At 42.9% G+C, this 14,931-nt stretch carries 17 protein-coding genes; 9 read left to right on the forward strand and 8 right to left on the reverse strand.

Annotated elements, in window-relative coordinates; all coding sequences use genetic code 11:
- Window positions 1-2 precede the first annotated feature (2 nt).
- The 3 genes from QUB13_RS08875 to QUB13_RS08885 all read left to right on the forward strand — a co-directional run bounded on the left by QUB13_RS08875 (window position 3) and on the right by QUB13_RS08885 (window position 6,245).
- Window positions 3-188, forward strand: coding sequence for a hypothetical protein (locus tag QUB13_RS08875; protein WP_333380132.1), 186 nt, complete (start codon window positions 3-5; stop codon window positions 186-188).
- A 108-nt stretch (window positions 189-296) separates the two neighbouring features.
- A complete protein-coding gene (locus QUB13_RS08880) occupies window positions 297-527 on the forward strand; it encodes a hypothetical protein (RefSeq protein WP_333380133.1) in 231 nt (76 codons plus the stop codon).
- A 423-nt stretch (window positions 528-950) separates the two neighbouring features.
- Window positions 951-6,245 (forward strand): AAA family ATPase, encoded by a 5,295-nt coding sequence (locus tag QUB13_RS08885; RefSeq protein ID WP_333380134.1) that lies wholly within the window; start codon window positions 951-953, stop codon window positions 6,243-6,245.
- Window positions 6,246-6,256: 11 nt separating this feature from the next.
- On the opposite strand, the gene QUB13_RS08890 is transcribed toward QUB13_RS08885, so the two are convergent.
- Window positions 6,257-6,712: a hypothetical protein gene (locus tag QUB13_RS08890; protein WP_333380135.1), complete on the reverse strand. Its 456-nt coding sequence runs from the start codon at window positions 6,710-6,712 to the stop codon at window positions 6,257-6,259.
- A 351-nt stretch (window positions 6,713-7,063) separates the two neighbouring features.
- A complete protein-coding gene (locus QUB13_RS30425) occupies window positions 7,064-7,249 on the reverse strand; it encodes a HepT-like ribonuclease domain-containing protein (protein WP_442922150.1) in 186 nt (61 codons plus the stop codon).
- A 3-nt stretch (window positions 7,250-7,252) separates the two neighbouring features.
- Here QUB13_RS30425 and QUB13_RS08900 point away from each other — a divergent pair, with 3 nt between their 5' ends.
- Window positions 7,253-8,410 carry an RNA-guided endonuclease InsQ/TnpB family protein gene (locus QUB13_RS08900; protein ID WP_333092386.1) on the forward strand — a complete coding sequence of 386 codons (1,158 nt, stop codon included), beginning with the start codon at window positions 7,253-7,255 and terminating at the stop codon, window positions 8,408-8,410.
- 12 nt (window positions 8,411-8,422) lie between these two features.
- On the opposite strand, the gene QUB13_RS08905 is transcribed toward QUB13_RS08900, so the two are convergent.
- Both QUB13_RS08905 and QUB13_RS08910 read right to left on the reverse strand, forming a co-directional pair.
- Entirely contained in the window at window positions 8,423-8,674 is a 252-nt protein-coding gene (locus tag QUB13_RS08905) for a HepT-like ribonuclease domain-containing protein (RefSeq protein ID WP_333380137.1), read from the reverse strand.
- Entirely contained in the window at window positions 8,671-8,979 is a 309-nt protein-coding gene (locus QUB13_RS08910) for a nucleotidyltransferase family protein (RefSeq protein ID WP_333092384.1), read from the reverse strand. The genes QUB13_RS08905 and QUB13_RS08910 overlap by 4 nt, the downstream gene beginning before the upstream one ends.
- A 23-nt stretch (window positions 8,980-9,002) precedes the next feature.
- Here QUB13_RS08910 and QUB13_RS08915 point away from each other — a divergent pair, with 23 nt between their 5' ends.
- The 3 genes from QUB13_RS08915 to QUB13_RS08925 all read left to right on the forward strand — a co-directional run bounded on the left by QUB13_RS08915 (window position 9,003) and on the right by QUB13_RS08925 (window position 10,452).
- Entirely contained in the window at window positions 9,003-9,494 is a 492-nt protein-coding gene (locus tag QUB13_RS08915) for a hypothetical protein (protein WP_333380138.1), read from the forward strand.
- The gene (locus QUB13_RS08920; RefSeq protein ID WP_333380139.1) at window positions 9,481-9,633 is read left to right on the forward strand and encodes a hypothetical protein; all 153 of its coding nucleotides are present in this window, start codon (window positions 9,481-9,483) and stop codon (window positions 9,631-9,633) included. Before QUB13_RS08915 ends, QUB13_RS08920 begins: the two co-directional genes overlap by 14 nt.
- Before the next feature lie 225 nt (window positions 9,634-9,858).
- Window positions 9,859-10,452, forward strand: coding sequence for a hypothetical protein (locus QUB13_RS08925; protein ID WP_333380140.1), 594 nt, complete (start codon window positions 9,859-9,861; stop codon window positions 10,450-10,452).
- A 226-nt stretch (window positions 10,453-10,678) separates the two neighbouring features.
- On the opposite strand, the gene QUB13_RS08930 is transcribed toward QUB13_RS08925, so the two are convergent.
- Window positions 10,679-10,990, reverse strand: coding sequence for a hypothetical protein (locus QUB13_RS08930; RefSeq protein ID WP_333380141.1), 312 nt, complete (start codon window positions 10,988-10,990; stop codon window positions 10,679-10,681).
- 265 nt (window positions 10,991-11,255) lie between these two features.
- On the opposite strand from QUB13_RS08930, the gene QUB13_RS08935 reads away from it, so the two are divergent.
- Together QUB13_RS08935 and QUB13_RS08940 are read left to right on the forward strand one after the other, a co-directional pair.
- Window positions 11,256-11,426, forward strand: coding sequence for a hypothetical protein (locus QUB13_RS08935; RefSeq protein WP_333380142.1), 171 nt, complete (start codon window positions 11,256-11,258; stop codon window positions 11,424-11,426).
- 124 nt (window positions 11,427-11,550) lie between these two features.
- Window positions 11,551-11,877 carry an HNH endonuclease gene (locus tag QUB13_RS08940; RefSeq protein ID WP_333380144.1) on the forward strand — a complete coding sequence of 109 codons (327 nt, stop codon included), beginning with the start codon at window positions 11,551-11,553 and terminating at the stop codon, window positions 11,875-11,877.
- 177 nt (window positions 11,878-12,054) lie between these two features.
- Here QUB13_RS08940 and QUB13_RS08945 read toward each other — a convergent pair whose 3' ends face one another.
- From QUB13_RS08945 to QUB13_RS08955, 3 genes are read right to left on the reverse strand one after another with little or no spacing between them, the layout of a single operon-like run.
- Window positions 12,055-13,290, reverse strand: a complete 1,236-nt coding sequence (locus tag QUB13_RS08945; RefSeq protein ID WP_333380145.1) for a competence protein CoiA family protein — start codon at window positions 13,288-13,290, stop codon at window positions 12,055-12,057.
- Entirely contained in the window at window positions 13,259-13,594 is a 336-nt protein-coding gene (locus tag QUB13_RS08950; RefSeq protein ID WP_333380147.1) for a hypothetical protein, read from the reverse strand. The genes QUB13_RS08945 and QUB13_RS08950 overlap by 32 nt, the downstream gene beginning before the upstream one ends.
- Window positions 13,595-13,646: 52 nt before the next feature.
- Window positions 13,647-14,498 carry a 3'-5' exonuclease gene (locus QUB13_RS08955; protein ID WP_333380148.1) on the reverse strand — a complete coding sequence of 284 codons (852 nt, stop codon included), beginning with the start codon at window positions 14,496-14,498 and terminating at the stop codon, window positions 13,647-13,649.
- Between the last annotated feature and the right edge of the window lie 433 nt (window positions 14,499-14,931).

Raw genomic sequence — 14,931 nt, forward strand, 5'->3', positions numbered from 1 at the left:
TAATGACTTCAGTTCCTCTGGCTCAAACATTGCTTGCAAAATCAAGTGACCCGGCTTTTTGGATTGTTGAAGAACTTGCCTATATTGCAACCTTTGGTATCGGTATAAGCTGCATCGAAAACGGGTATTTTGAGTTTTTCTTCGGTGGCAATTGTGGCGACTATGAGTTGATTTCTCCTAATATTTGAAGTGTTAGAGTAGGAATTGTTGAAAAGGTATGGCGGGACTATCTAAGCGTTAACAGGTTGAAACTTGGTTAAGTGTTGACCGTTGGAAGTGTTTTTGAGGTGATTGAAATGAATCTAAAAGTTGATGCGATCGGTAGTCCGGTTTCGTTTGAAGAAGAGGATACTGAGCTGGTGGAATTGGCGATCGCTCCTGAAGATGAGGATAAATACCCATTCGTGCGTCCCAGTAGCGCTCCGGCGGATTTGATGGACAGGCCGGGGAGGGTTATTGCAGAATGGGAGAATATGGACTTCGATGAGCGAATTCAGGCTGACCCTACATATATCGATAGGGTCTAGGCGTAGGGGGACACATAGCAGAGGCATGAGGTGTTTGGTTCGATAGGACGACGGTAGCTGCCCTTTAAAGTTTATTGGTAATTGCTCAACCCCCTACGGACAAAAATAAAATCTCTGAAACCCTTTGTAGGCAAGTATTGCAAAGTTTTAACACAATTATTTCATTTTTCCGTTTCGATCACTGCAACCCTCATTCTCTCGTTGATTTTATTGAAGAAGAAGCTTTTTGCTGAAAATTCACAATCTGAAACTGTCTCGCTTGAGGCAGTTTCAGGAAAGGGGGGTAGTTGAGCAATTACGTTTATTGTTATTAGATTAATTATGGTGGAATAAATGATTATACTTGATTCAGTTAAATAGCATCTGCACTTGGGTTAATTTAACCCTATCTTCCCTTTCAAAATTCTCAAACCATCTATTTATATGCTCAACCTGACCGGCGTTTCAGTTATAGCTCTCATTTACGAAAGTGCTAACTCCCTCATTTATCGAGCTATCCGAGAAGAAGATAATCAACCGATTATTCTCAAAGTTCTTAAAGAAGATTATCCCACTCCCCAAGAACTCAGTCATTACCGCACTGAATATGAAATTACTAAGTCCCTTAATCTGACAAACATTGTTAAAGTCTATGACTTGCAGAAATATCAAAATACCCTCGTTATGTTTTTGGAAGACTTTGGCGGGGAGTCATTGAAAGTTTGGATGCAGCAGCGTTCTTTTACTCTGGAGGAATTTCTGAAAATTGCCATAGCTACAACTGATACATTAGGTCAAATTCACGCCGCCAACATCATCCACAAAGACATTAACCCCTCGAATATCGTTTACCATCCAGCTACCGGACAGCTAAAAATCATCGATTTCGGCATTTCTACTAAATTGACGAGAGAAAACCCAACTATCAAAAATCCCAACGTTTTAGAAGGAACTATCGCCTATATGTCGCCCGAACAAACGGGACGAATGAACCGCAGTTTGGATTACCGCACTGACTTTTATTCCCTTGGCATCACCTTTTACGAACTCCTAACGAGAAAACTGCCTTTCGAGACAAGTGACGCGCTGGAATTGGTACACTGTCACATTGCTAAACAGCCATTATCACCATCATTGTTAAATTCAGAAATTCCCCTAGTTATTGCAGATATTGTAAGGAAATTAATGGCAAAAACTACTGAAGATCGATATCAAAGTGCTTTTGGAATCAAAGCAGATTTACAAGAATGCTTCGATCGATTAAACCGTAATGGTATATCACATTTTTCTATAGCTCAACAAGATATTTCCAATAAATTTCAACTACCGCAGAAACTTTACGGCAGAGAGCGAGAAATTGAAACTTTACTAACTGCGTTCGATCGCGTTACATCCCAAAGTGAAATGATCCTGATTGCTGGATATTCCGGCATTGGTAAAACAGCTTTGGTGCAGGAACTCTACAAACCAATTACCGAGAAGCGGGGTTATTTTATTTCAGGGAAATTTGACCAGTATCAGCGCAACATTCCTTATAGTGCGATCGCTGCCGCATTTCGAGAATTAATCAAGCAACTCTTAAGCGAAACTGAAACAAAACTCAACCAGTGGCGAGAGAAACTTCAAGCAGGTTTGGGGAACAACGGGCAAGTAATTGTAGAAGCAATTCCTGAAGTAGAATTAATTATTGGCAAACAGCCGGCCGTGCCAGAACTGGGTTCTAATGAATCCCAAAATCGCTTTAATTTAGTCTTTCAAAATTTTATCAAAGTATTTACCAAACCCGAACATCCTTTAGCAATATTTATCGACGATTTGCAGTGGGCAGATAAGGCATCTTTAAAACTAATACAACTGCTGATGAGCGGCGCGTCAACTGGATTATTTTTAATAGGTGCATATCGTGACAATGAGGTTTCCACCGCACATCCATTAATGCTTACCTTAGATGAAATTACCAAAACTGGGGCAATTATTAATCGGATTTTCCTGTCACCCTTAGACTTGCTGACAGTTATTCAACTCATTAGCAATGCTTTAAATAGTTCTCCAGAAAAAGTAAAACCTCTCGCTGAATTAGTTCAGCTTAAAACCGGCGGCAATCCTTTCTTTTTAAATGAGTTTCTCAAATCACTTTATACGGAAGGGGTATTAGAATTTAACTTTCAAGAATTAAGCTGGCAGTGGAATTTAGAGCTAATTCAAGCGAAAAGTTTTACTGATAACGTGGTCGAACTGATGGCAGGTAAGATTCAGAAACTACCAAAGAAAACACAAGAAATGTTAAAGTTAGCTGCTTGTATCGGCAATCAGTTTGACCTGAAAACGCTAGGTTTAATTTGCTCTCAATCTTTGGGAGAAACAGTCAAGGAGTTACAAGCAGCCGTAGCCGAAAGTTTAGTATTGAGTGTTGGCAATATGGGAGATGTGGAACTAGCGATTGCCTACACAGAATTCTCCAATTCCAAATTCCTCTTGCCCAATTCCCCATTGCCAGAATACAAATTTGCCCATGATAGAATTCAGCAAGCCGCTTATTCCCTCATTCCAGACGACACCAAGGCAGCAGTACACCGGCACATCGGGCAACTTTTGCTGAAGAATACTTGCCCAGACAATCGAGAAGAAAAAATATTTGACATTGTTAATCAATTAAATTTGGGCAACTCGTTAATTACCGCACAGTCAGAAAAAGATGAACTAGCTGAGTTAAATCTGATTGTCGGCAAGAAGGCGAAACTATCTGCGGCTTATCAGCCAGCTTTAAATTATTTGCAAATCGGGATAGAACTATTGGCAACCGATAGTTGGCAGCAACAGTATCATCTAACTATTTCACTCTATGAAGAAGCTGCTGAATCCGCATATCTTAATGCGGATTTGGCTCTCATGGAAAGATTAGCTGAGAGAGTAATTTCACAAGCAAGAATAGTCTTACATAAAGTTAAAGTTTATGAGGTAAGAATTCAAGCATATGCGGTTCAAAGTCAGTTGGATAAAGCAATTACAGTAGCCTTAGAGGTTCTGAATTTACTCGGAGTAAGATTGCCTAAACAGCCCAATATATTCAATTTTTCGTTGGCACTGATGCAGACAAAAATCGCTATCGGAAATAGAGCAATTCCTAGTTTAATTCATCTGCCAGCAATGACTAATCCTTTTTTTAAAGCAGCAATGCGTATTTTATCTAAAATCTCAGCCACTACCTATTCTGCTGCACCTCTCCTATTTTCGCTGATCGCGTTTAAACAAATTTGCTTATCTATTAAGTGGGGGAATACTTCTGAATCTGCTTTTGCTTATAGTTGTTATGCGTTGATTCTCTTAAGCGTGCTGGGCGAGATTGAGTTGGGCTACGAATTTGGTCAACTTGCCCTGAATTTACTCGCTTCACTCAATGATCGAGAAGTGAAGGCTAAAACTGAATTTACAGTGCATAGTTTTATAAAACATTGGGTAGAAGATATAGAAGAAACCTTAATTCCACTGAAGGAAGCTTACGCAATGGGGCTGCAAACGGGAGATTTGGAATATGCTAGTTATTCAATTTACTATTACTGCTATCATGCTTTTCTTAAGGGAAAAGAATTAGCACAACTGGAGTCAGAGATAGGGGCTTATACTCAGTTTATTTTTCCAATGGGGCAAAAAAGGATCGTTGACGGACTGGCCAATCATCATCAAGTAATACTGAAACTGCTTGACTGGTCAGTAAAACCCTCTTATTTGCTAGACAAAAGTTATGACGAGCGTATAATAATAACGAATTTTTTAGAGCAAAATGACCGCTTAGCACTTTTTTTGTGGTACTTCATTAAGTTGATGCTTTCTTTCTTTTTTTGTGAGCCAGCACAAGCAATAATTAATGCTAAAGCAGCCGAACAATTTTTTAATGCATCTACAGGCTCCCTATTTATTACTCACTTCTACTTTTATAAGTCTTTGGCGCTTCTGGCAGAGGCTAATAATGCTTCCCTATCCGAACGAAAGCGCCTTTTCCATAAGGTACATTGCCATCAAAAAAAGATGCGTAAATGGATGCATTATGCTCCGATAAATCACTCGCATAAATATTGGCTTGTAGAAGCAGAGCTTTGTCGGGTTCAAGATAAATATGAATTGGCTATGGAATATTACGATCGCGCCATCTCTTTAGCAAAAGAAAATCGATATATCCACGAAGCCGCCCTTGCCTACGAACTAGCCGCCAAGTTTAATCTGTTCAAAAGCAAAGAATTAACAGCCAAAGCCTATATGCAGGAAGCTCGCTACTGTTATCAGCTCTGGGGTGCAGTAGCGAAAGTCAAACATTTAGAGCAGCAATATCCCCACTTATTCACAGCTAGTCAAGGGGCTATTTCAAATAATAAACTAACCACAGCAGCCACAACCACTGGATCGAGGTACAGCCTCGATATCACTACAGTGATGAAAGCTTCCCAGGCAATTTCGGGCGAAATTGAGCTGGACAAATTACTGTCTAATTTAATGAAAATTTTGATTGAGAATGCAGGAGCGCAACGGGGTTACTTGATTGTACGGCGTCAGGGACAACTATGGATTGAAGTAGAAGGAACGATTGAGAGTGAACAAATCACGATCTTGCATTCTATTTCTATTGCAAATTGTCAAACTATCTCAGAATCCGTTGTTAATTATGTCGCCCGAACTCAAGAAAGCGTTGTGCTAAATAATGCGACTCAAGAGGGTCAATTTACTAACGATAGTTATATTAAAAAAATTCCGGTAAAATCAATTTTATGTGTTCCTTTAATTAATCAAGGCAAGTTAATTAGTATCGTTTATTTAGAAAATAATTTAACAACCGGAGCTTTTACCGTAGAAAGACAGGAAATCATTAATCTGTTATCTGCTCAAGCTGCAATTTCTCTAGAAAACGCTCAACTCTACAAAAATATGGCAGAACTGAATCAAGCATACGAGCGCTTTGTTCCTGGCCAATTTCTGCAATTTTTAGAAAAATCGAGTATTGTTGATGTGAAATTAGGCGATCAAGTACAGTTGGAAATGTCGGTACTATTTTCCGACATTCGCGATTTCACGACGCTTTCGGAAAGAATGACACCGGAGGACAATTTTAAGTTTATCAACTCTTACCTGAGCTGCATGGAACCAGCCATCACAGAAAATTCAGGGTTTATTGACAAATACATTGGCGATGCGATTATGGCTTTGTTTAGCGGTGAAGCTGATAATGCAGTGAAAGCAGGCATTTCCATGCTGAATCGATTAGTTGAGTATAATCAACATCGTGCTAAGTCTGGCTACGCGCTGATTCAGAATGGCATAGGTATTAACACTGGCAGCCTGATGCTTGGCACGGTAGGCGGGCAAAATCGTATGGATGGTACGGTGATTAGCGATGCCGTAAATTTAGCATCGCGCGTTGAAAGTTTGACAAAAAATTATGGAGTATCGCTACTAATTACCGAACAGACTTACTCGCGGTTGAGCAATCCGGTTGACTATGCAATTCGCACCATCGACACGGTGAGAGTTAAGGGAAAATCGCAACTGGTGACTGTTTATGAAGTTTTTGATGCCGATCTACCAGAAATAAAAGAAGGGAAGTTAGCTACGCTACCAACCTTTACAGAGGCTTTATCGCTTTACAATCAAGGTAAATTAGCAGGGGCATCGAAGTTATTTGCAGACTGTTTGCGCCAGAATCCGGGCGACGTAGTTACACAGACCTATTTTGAGCGATGCCAGAAGTAATATGCTAAGTTTTAGTTTTTACAAGTATTCAACACCGCGCACACCGACTGCTGAGTAACATAAACCGATCGCGCCGTCCCACTCTCCAAATCAAAATAGGTAGCAAACCGTTTGAGATTCCCCGCAACCATCCGATACAGATAATCCGCCGCCTCAGCCGCCACCCGAACATTCACGCTTTCGCTCTGCAAGTTCAGCACTGCCATCTCAGCACAAGACAAGTTATTTGTCAACTCTTCTGGTTTCGGTTTCAAAAGGTCAGGAGCCTGGAGCATCGGAGACGGCAACCTTGCACATCCCAGCCCCCCAAAATTATAGAACTCCGGGTCAGTTTCCAAAGAACTGCCCAGCAAAATTTGTCCGGCTGCTGCATGATTTCCGCAATCCAGATACCACACGCGGGGAATTTCAGAACGGCTGTAAAATTGGTTAAACTCAAGAACCTGGTTAATAGTCGCTCTCCCCACTGCCGTATCCACGCACCCTACCAAGATAGTCAGCTTGTCTCGGTATTCTTTATTTGGGAAAGCCGATCAAAAAACCACCTACAACTGCCCTGAACCCGCAGTGAATTCAGCAACGCTTACAAGGCAGGCTTCCAGTAAATGCAGGAGAGAGCACGACGAGCAGAATACCCAATCGATCGTCCAGGGGTTTTGAAGTCCCTCACTCATGCGTTCCACCTCATTCTGTGGCGAATAAAGATGCTTGGACTGCATTAGACCACGGGGCGCTTTTACGGTCATCAGAAATTCTGGGGAAAAACGCTGCTGCCAGAAACGCTGCCAGAAACGCTGCTGCCAGAAACGCTGCTGAACTCACGTATCTAGCAACTCTTGTAAAATCTGTTCTACTGTTACCTTCAGCGGAGGTAAATTATTTTGTACGATCGCCCAAACTAGGTTTAGCGAAACTCGGAAATATTCATCAAGTCCTCTGGGTCTGAAACCCCGCCGTTCTACGACGGCTTTACATGATATAATGGGATGAGTAATTAACTCAATCTAATGCAGACAATATCTGTTAAATGTAAGCTTCCAGTTACTGTAGAGTTACGGTGTGAAATTGACCGCACTTTGCAGGGATTTGCCGATGCTTGTAATCAGATATTGGAGGTAGCAAGAAGCGAGGATTGTTGGAATACAACAAAGCTTCACCACAAGGTTTATAAGCCTGTGCGCGAGGCTACGGGTTTGAAGGCAAACCATGTGTGTCAAGCAATTCGTCGCGTGATTGGTAACGCCAAAGCAGTTAAGCAGATCCATCGGTTCAAACCAACATCGATTAGCTTGGATGTGCGGACTTTTCAATACATTGAAGAGTTGCAAACTGTTGGCGTTACCTTGATGTGTGGTCGAGTTAAGTTCAAGTTGAGTATTGGTAACTATCAATTGGCATTGCTTAAAGGGCAATCTCCAACTGCGGCTACACTCAACAAAACGAGAAGGGGCGACTACTACATCAATATCTGTGTTTATCTGCCCACTGAATCCACTGGTAAAACCCCAAAAGTAATTGGGGTGGATTTGGGCAGGCGAGATATAGCTACCACTTCCACAGGTGAAACTTGGAGTGGCAAGCAGATTCAATCGGTTCGTGACCGTTACAGTAAGGTCAGAGCGAATATTCAAAGCAAACGCACTCGTTCGGCTCGTCGCCTGATGAGAAGGCTTTTTGGCAAAGAACATCGTTTTCAGAAGTGGTTGAATCACAATATTTCTAGGCAACTTATCAGTAGTGCAAAACAACTGGGTGCAGCGTTGGCTTTTGAGGATTTGACGGGGATTAGAGATAATCTCAACGAGAAACCTAGAAGCAAAACAGAACGCCGTAGGACTAACAATTGGGCGTTTTACCAATTGCGGTTGTTTGTGGGGTACAAGGCGAATATTGCTGGTGTATTACTTGTATTTGTTCCACCCGCCTACACAAGTCAAACCTGTTCCCGATGCGGACATATTCACCCAATCAAGGGTAAATCCTATCGGAATGGTAAGGTTTTTAAGTGTGGACATTGTGGGTTTGAACATGATGCTGATTTAAATGCTGCTTTGAATATTGCTGCTTTGGGGGCTTCGTTTGTAAGCAGTCCCGAAAGTCCGGGACTGAGTTGTCAATTGCAGGGGCAAATGCCTTTGTTTCCGATATCTCAGTTCTGTGGCTAAAGCTTCGCCCTTCTAGGGCGGAGTAAGCTTACGCACTACCAGATTTCTAAACGCTACAATTTGCGCCCAAGGCACGGACGAATATCGGCTAGTTAGCTCGGACGATAACGCATTTGTTGCTTCTCCAATAATTTGCAGGTGATGAACAATCCAAATCTGAATCAATTCTTGGTTGTCAAATTCCTGCCTGCCAAGGCTTGCATATCGTTCAATTGCAGCTATTGCATCTAATATATCTTGCAGCCGTTCCGCTTCTCGCCTCATAGTGGTACAGCTTCCTGCAAAACGCGCTCCCGAATGCGTTCTTTCAACATATCTACTGTGGCGATATCAACCTTACGATTGAGTAGTTGTTCCAAATCGAGCAATAGCCCACCTGGAAACCAAGGCGTAATTTTCTCTAAATCGTAATCCACTAACAAATCAATATCGCTTTCTTGTGTCGCTTCGCCCCGCGCTACCGAACCGAATACGCGCACATTGTAGGCTCCGTGCTTTTGGGCAATTGCTAGAATTTGCGATCGCTCGCAATACAGTAATTCTTGAATGCCTAATCCTGTTTTTTCCATCAAGCCCTCCTCAACACCTTAAAATGGTGCCCTCATCGCTATTTCTAGTCTGGCACTTTCAGAAATCCAGTAACGCCCACTCTCGCTACACAACGCCATTTGCGATCGCCACCAACACCGATTTGCGAGAAACTAAACCCAGACCAAAACCCCACAGACCCGCCATGCCCAAACTTCCCGAATGCGATCGCTGTCTCCTCTACGGCCGCAACCCACACCTCGTCTGTGCAGTCCATCCCAGAGGCCCTAACACCAATACTTGCCTTGACTTTCGAGAGAACCCCAACGCCGAACCGGAGGAACTGTGGGAACCCGAAGGGGCAAGCTACTACAACGGCGAACTCATCTTGCAACCGAGGCAGCGGTGGACACCAGAGCAACAGTTAGACCTGCTGGATACCCACCCGCTGTTTACTGGTCGGTGTCCCCACTGTGAGCTCCCGTTCCCCCAATATGAAACGCCGCCGGTGCATTGGGATTGTTCGGAGTGCGGGTGGATCGATGATTCGGTTTAAGGTGACGGCTTGCAGCGGGGCGATCGTTAGTTTTATTGGTTGCAGGGCGATGGGAATTGAGTTGGGGAAATTTGCTCTGCTGCTGTCAGTTAAGGAAGAAGGAAAAGGGTTCGCCAACAGCTCCATAATAACTGACTAATTTTTCCTAACTTACTCAGATCGTGAGCTATAACAGAATTCTGACGAGATTTTGCTAGGATTCCCTCCTTTACTCATAGGTCGAAGGTACTCAGGTCTTACAGCAAAAAGAGATTGAAGAAATAGCTAGATTTTCGAGCGGTGGTTTCTTGGACTGAAGTGAATTAAATTTAATGAGGAAACAGATCGCGTTCGGGACAATTTTGAAATTAGTAGGAATTTAAACATGATTGAAGTTCAATTTAGACAATACCACAAACACAACGGACACCGATTTAGCAATACATTCTCTTTTCAACCAAGAGATTACATATCTAAAAAACCCAAGCAGAAATGGAAACCAACAGAAGAAATAATAAAAGAAGAAAAGCGCGAGCTACAAGAAGGCGATTTATTTACCGTCTTCAGAACTATGTATCACAGCTATTATGGTTGTCAGATTAGTTTTTTTATATGTAAAGTTGGCAATACTGACAACCAAGCTATATATAGCTACCACAATGAAGACGATGAAGAGAATTTACCGGGCTGGGTCAAAGGTAAATTTGAGATAGTTTGCTGTGAGGAAAGAGCGCGTTATGCTAATCGATTAATAAAATGGTGGCAAAAAGGCGATCGTACTGTTGAATACGCGCAATTATGTGCAAAATATATCAATTTACCAATTAGGGATAAGGAAATCCCGAAAATTGAATTAGAAAAACTGAGCTTGTCTCGACCGCAACCAACTGATGCAGTGATGGGAGGCGATGCTGCATTCCAAAAATGGCTCTCAACGGCTGCGGTACTTGGTGGAAAGATACCAATGACTGATGACTGACGACTAAAACAGAAATCCTTATATAACAGGCATACTTTGGAGCAATACATTCACTATCACTTCTTGATTGAGATATTGTTTGGAATTTCGGAATTGGATGTCGATTTTCGCGAACGGTCTTTGAGTCGAGTGAAAATTGATGATGATCTTGTCAATCCGGCTCCCTTCATTCCGGCTTAATTGCCAAGAGAAAGGGGCGAGATGGTCTAGCAGTATCCTTAAATCCTCAGTTGCGAACAAACGCTCGTTCGACACCCCACTTGAGTATGCAGCCGACCAAGCCCCCAACAAACACCACAAAAGCGCATTGAGGCAGCACAGCGAACCAAACCCACTCCTGCGGCCAGGATTGCCACAAGCGAAACATGATTGCAGCGATCGTGGTTAGTAACAATATTTTGCCAACAGTTGCTTCACCGATCGTCCAACCCTCGTACATTCCCCAGCAACAGGCGATCGTCAATCGAACAAACAGCACCAAGTTCAAGAGGTTGAGAATGCTGCTGAGGATGTTCTGCAAGAAAGTGATGAAATCCATAAGGTTGATTTTTTAGACTACTTCCCCAATCTAGCAAGCTTAACAAAAGTTGTGTGGCGGTTGCTTCTCAAGTTTCCTAGTCCGCGACGGTCAGCCCTGGAGTCACAAACTCAAAAAACCAGAAGTTCGATGACTGGGTGCGTTAGTTTTTATCGTCGGTTTTCCTAGAGCCCATGTTCTTTGATTTCCCAGTTCTGGATAGCGATCGCTGGCATGAGCGTAAAATGATGGTAAGGGAAGCGTTGAGAAATTGAAACCTAACAAAATGACCGACTCACCCATCGAACAACTAGATTTGCTAGACACCGACTATACCGACATCCTAGCCAACAGCAACCTTGCACCATTTGAACTGCAAGAGGCAAACATCAATATGTTCAACGCAAATATGGTTCGACTTCAGGCCTCTGCACCCTTGATACATGGAAACTGCTGAATGGATTCAAGCCAATCAACAAACCTATTGCAGCGGTATCTTTAGAGGATTTGCAGCACTCTCAACTTAATGGCGACATTCTGACTCTCGAACAAAGCGATCGCTGTATTCTGAGAAACAAGCTATGGCAAAACCTAGGAGATATCCCGATAACTGGCAATCCATCGCATTGTTAGTCAAAACAAGCGCTCTGTGGCGCTGTACAAAGTGCAACCAACAATGCCTGCAACCCGGTACTAAAAGTGGTTTAACCAAATCTGAACGCTTGAAGGTAACTTTGACCGTACATCACCGAAATCGGATACCAGAGGACAATCGCCCGGAAAACTTAGTTGCACTTTGTACTGCTTGCCACCTTTCGTATCATAATCGCGGTCAGTCTAACGTATCACCGGGGCAGTTATCCCTGTTCCCCGATGATGCAATGGATTGGGAGATTGTCAACTGCTGAGTGCCGGTGGTAAATTAATCTGTTTTGGATGCACGAACTTGCCGATAAAACTAATGGTGCATGACGAACTGGAAAAATACTCGGAGGGTCGCAACCGAGTACCCAAAAATTAGATCGACACAAAAATTGAGGCAAATTTAGCGATGCTGGCTGGAGTCCCCGATTGCTCCCCAGTTATCAGGATGTATTTTTCGGGGCGTTATGCACCGCTTGAGAAATCTCCGATTTCAAATCCAAAATAGCTTTTACTTTGCGAACCGTATTTACTGACACGCCAGCTTTTTCAGCCGCCTGACGCAACGACAATCCCTCATTTATTGCTGCAATTGCTCGTTGCGATGAAGGTTTTTCCAAAAAATGCTCTGTCGATTCAGCATACGACGGTCTGCCAACATTTTGCCCCCAAAAAATAGCACGTTCCATGCCTTTTTTGATTGCGTTTGAGCGCCGATCTGCACGTTCTTCTTGTTCGATTATCCGCTCAATACTGCTGGGCCTTCCTGCTAGGATATCTACCTCAATTTCCGATAATTCCTTTTCTTTCATCCGTCGCAAATCGCGCAAGGCAGCAGTGGCATTTTTCGGATTATGAAACTTGTAATACTCAGTTAAGCTGCCGACAGTGAAATTATCACCAGCATATCTATGCTTAAAATATTTTTCTACGTTCCCTCGGTGCGCCCAAATTCCCAACACCTTAACTGTAAAATGTTGAAAATATTTCGCTAGCTCGTTTTTGATTTCAGCTACTCGCTCTTCTATTTCTCGGCCTGTCACGCCGATTTTGTAAATGGTTTCTCCACCAGCGTCAATTTGAAGGTAGTAGAGAGTATTTAATAAAATTTTCTTGAATCCGGCTCGATATATTTGCAGGTCTGAAAGGCATTCGTGAAGGTTGGATTCCCGCTCTTGATAAGCAATTTCAGCATTTTCTTCTAGCTGCTGATGCTTTTCCAATAATAGTGGCTCTTGCACTTGGTTAAACAGCATCAAAGATAATGCACCAACAGGTATTTTCCCTAACTTGGTAAATTGATATTTTCCTAAGAGGCGGTATTCGTTTTCCTCTAACAAATTTTCTTCAATAAAAATTGGATCGACTTCTCTGTTGGGGATACCTTTATTCTTAGATCCATACCGATTCCAAATGGTTTTGAGTTGTTGGAGCTCTTTGCCCGTCAGCCATATATTGAAGTCATCGTACAAAGGTAATGTCGGGATGAGGCGATCGCTACGCTCTGCTACTTCACGGCAGCTTTCATTAGTATGCGCGAAGTGGTGTTCCTTACGCTGCCCCTTTTTCGCGGCCAACTCACCGCCGCAGTACGGACACCTTAACTGAGTCTTGCCGCGGGGCACGTCTTCGATCGACACTAAGGTTTTATCTGGAGCGACGCCGTACCTGAGCCACATTGGGGAGCATCCTTTTTTTGATACGCGCTGGTCGGTGGGTTCGATCGCGACGATAATGCTTGGGAGTTATGTTGACTGTATCAAAAAAAGGATAAACAGTAAACCCGTCCCGGCGGGGGATTAGGAAGAGTCGCGCCGGGACGGCGGGGCCTTCCTGAATTTGCTCTGGAGCATCCACAGCCGGGTCAAGCTCGCGATATTTTTTCCAGTTGGAGCAATAGAAATGTTGACCGAACCGGGTGATGGCAAGGTCATACTCTCCCCTTACTAACTCCAATTGCTCGACGATCTTAAACTTTTTCAAAGCCGGCAGTTGGCTCTGTATCCCAAAGAGCGCGGTGCAATTGACTTGTGGATTAGCGATCTGGAATCGGTACGGGACAATTCATCTCATCCGAATCCGCTGCCATCTTCTTAATTAACTCAAAAGCAGCCGTGCAATCTCCTAATGCTCTGTGGTTGCCACTAGGCAGGGGGAAATATCGATAATCTTTGTGATAATAGCTCCAGTTTCCGGCCCATTGCGCTACCCATTCCATGAGACATTCAGAGCGCTTGGATAATTGCAGTACGGGTAGATTGTGAAGCCTGCAACAATAAGCCAATATTTTAATATCGAATTCGGCATTGTATATCAAAATCCGTTTATCTTTAAGGACTTCAACAATGCGGGGATAGACTGTGGGAAAACTTGGAGCAGTCGCTACCATTTCATCGGTTATCCCGTGAATCTCTGTTACTTCTGCGGGGATGGGAATTGAGGGTTTGATGAGGGTATCGAGTAAGGTTTCTTTAGTGCGATCGATAATTGCTATCTCTACAATCTCAGCATCGTATAAGTCCGTCGTTTCAGTATCCAGAATCACCCAATCATCCTGGCTTAATTGCTCCCTTGCCCACAGCACAGCCCTTACCCTATCTCTTTCTATAAAACCTACTTCCCGATACCATTCTTGATAATCACGCTTGATTTGAGCTTTGAGACGGTTGGCAGCCAGGGTTTCTAACTGCTTGGGAGATGGCTTTCTTTTGGGTCGGCAGCATTCAGGATTGTGGATATCGTAGAGGAGTACGTCGTATTTTCGGGTTGGGATAACGCCTGAAGGTTTCAGAGGCGATAAACCCAGTTCACCCAGTTGCTTTTTAGTTTTCAGGTGCGGTGGTGGTTCGTTAGATTCACCCCACCAACTATATTTGGTTAGTTCCATGTTTGACAGCTCGATATCAAAAGAACATATTCAAAATATAGCTCGATTTACGGTATTGTAAAGCCTACGCCACCTGCTTTTATAACGAGGATAATCAAAATAGGAAATCCCCAGATTGGGGGATGGTCGCCCACTGCAAAACTAAACGACAATCTAATTATTTTATCAAACAAGCGTTACTGTCTGCACATTAAAATAACTAATTCCGCTTCACCATTCCTCTTACTTCGGCTCTCTTTTTAGAAAACTAACTGTTTATAATATCATGTCGCACCAAGGTTTAAGGTTCACCGCTCTTACCTGTCACCTGATAAATTACTTTTGTTTCGTTAACTATTGAGCTGTTCTATTCTCAGTTAGGTGCAATAAATCAATCAGTTCAAAGTATTAAAATACTGTAGAATTTGGTTTAAAAGTTTGAATAACTTTCAGG

Source organism: Microcoleus sp. B4-D4, assembly GCF_036705185.1.
Classification (GTDB): domain Bacteria; phylum Cyanobacteriota; class Cyanobacteriia; order Cyanobacteriales; family Microcoleaceae; genus Microcoleus.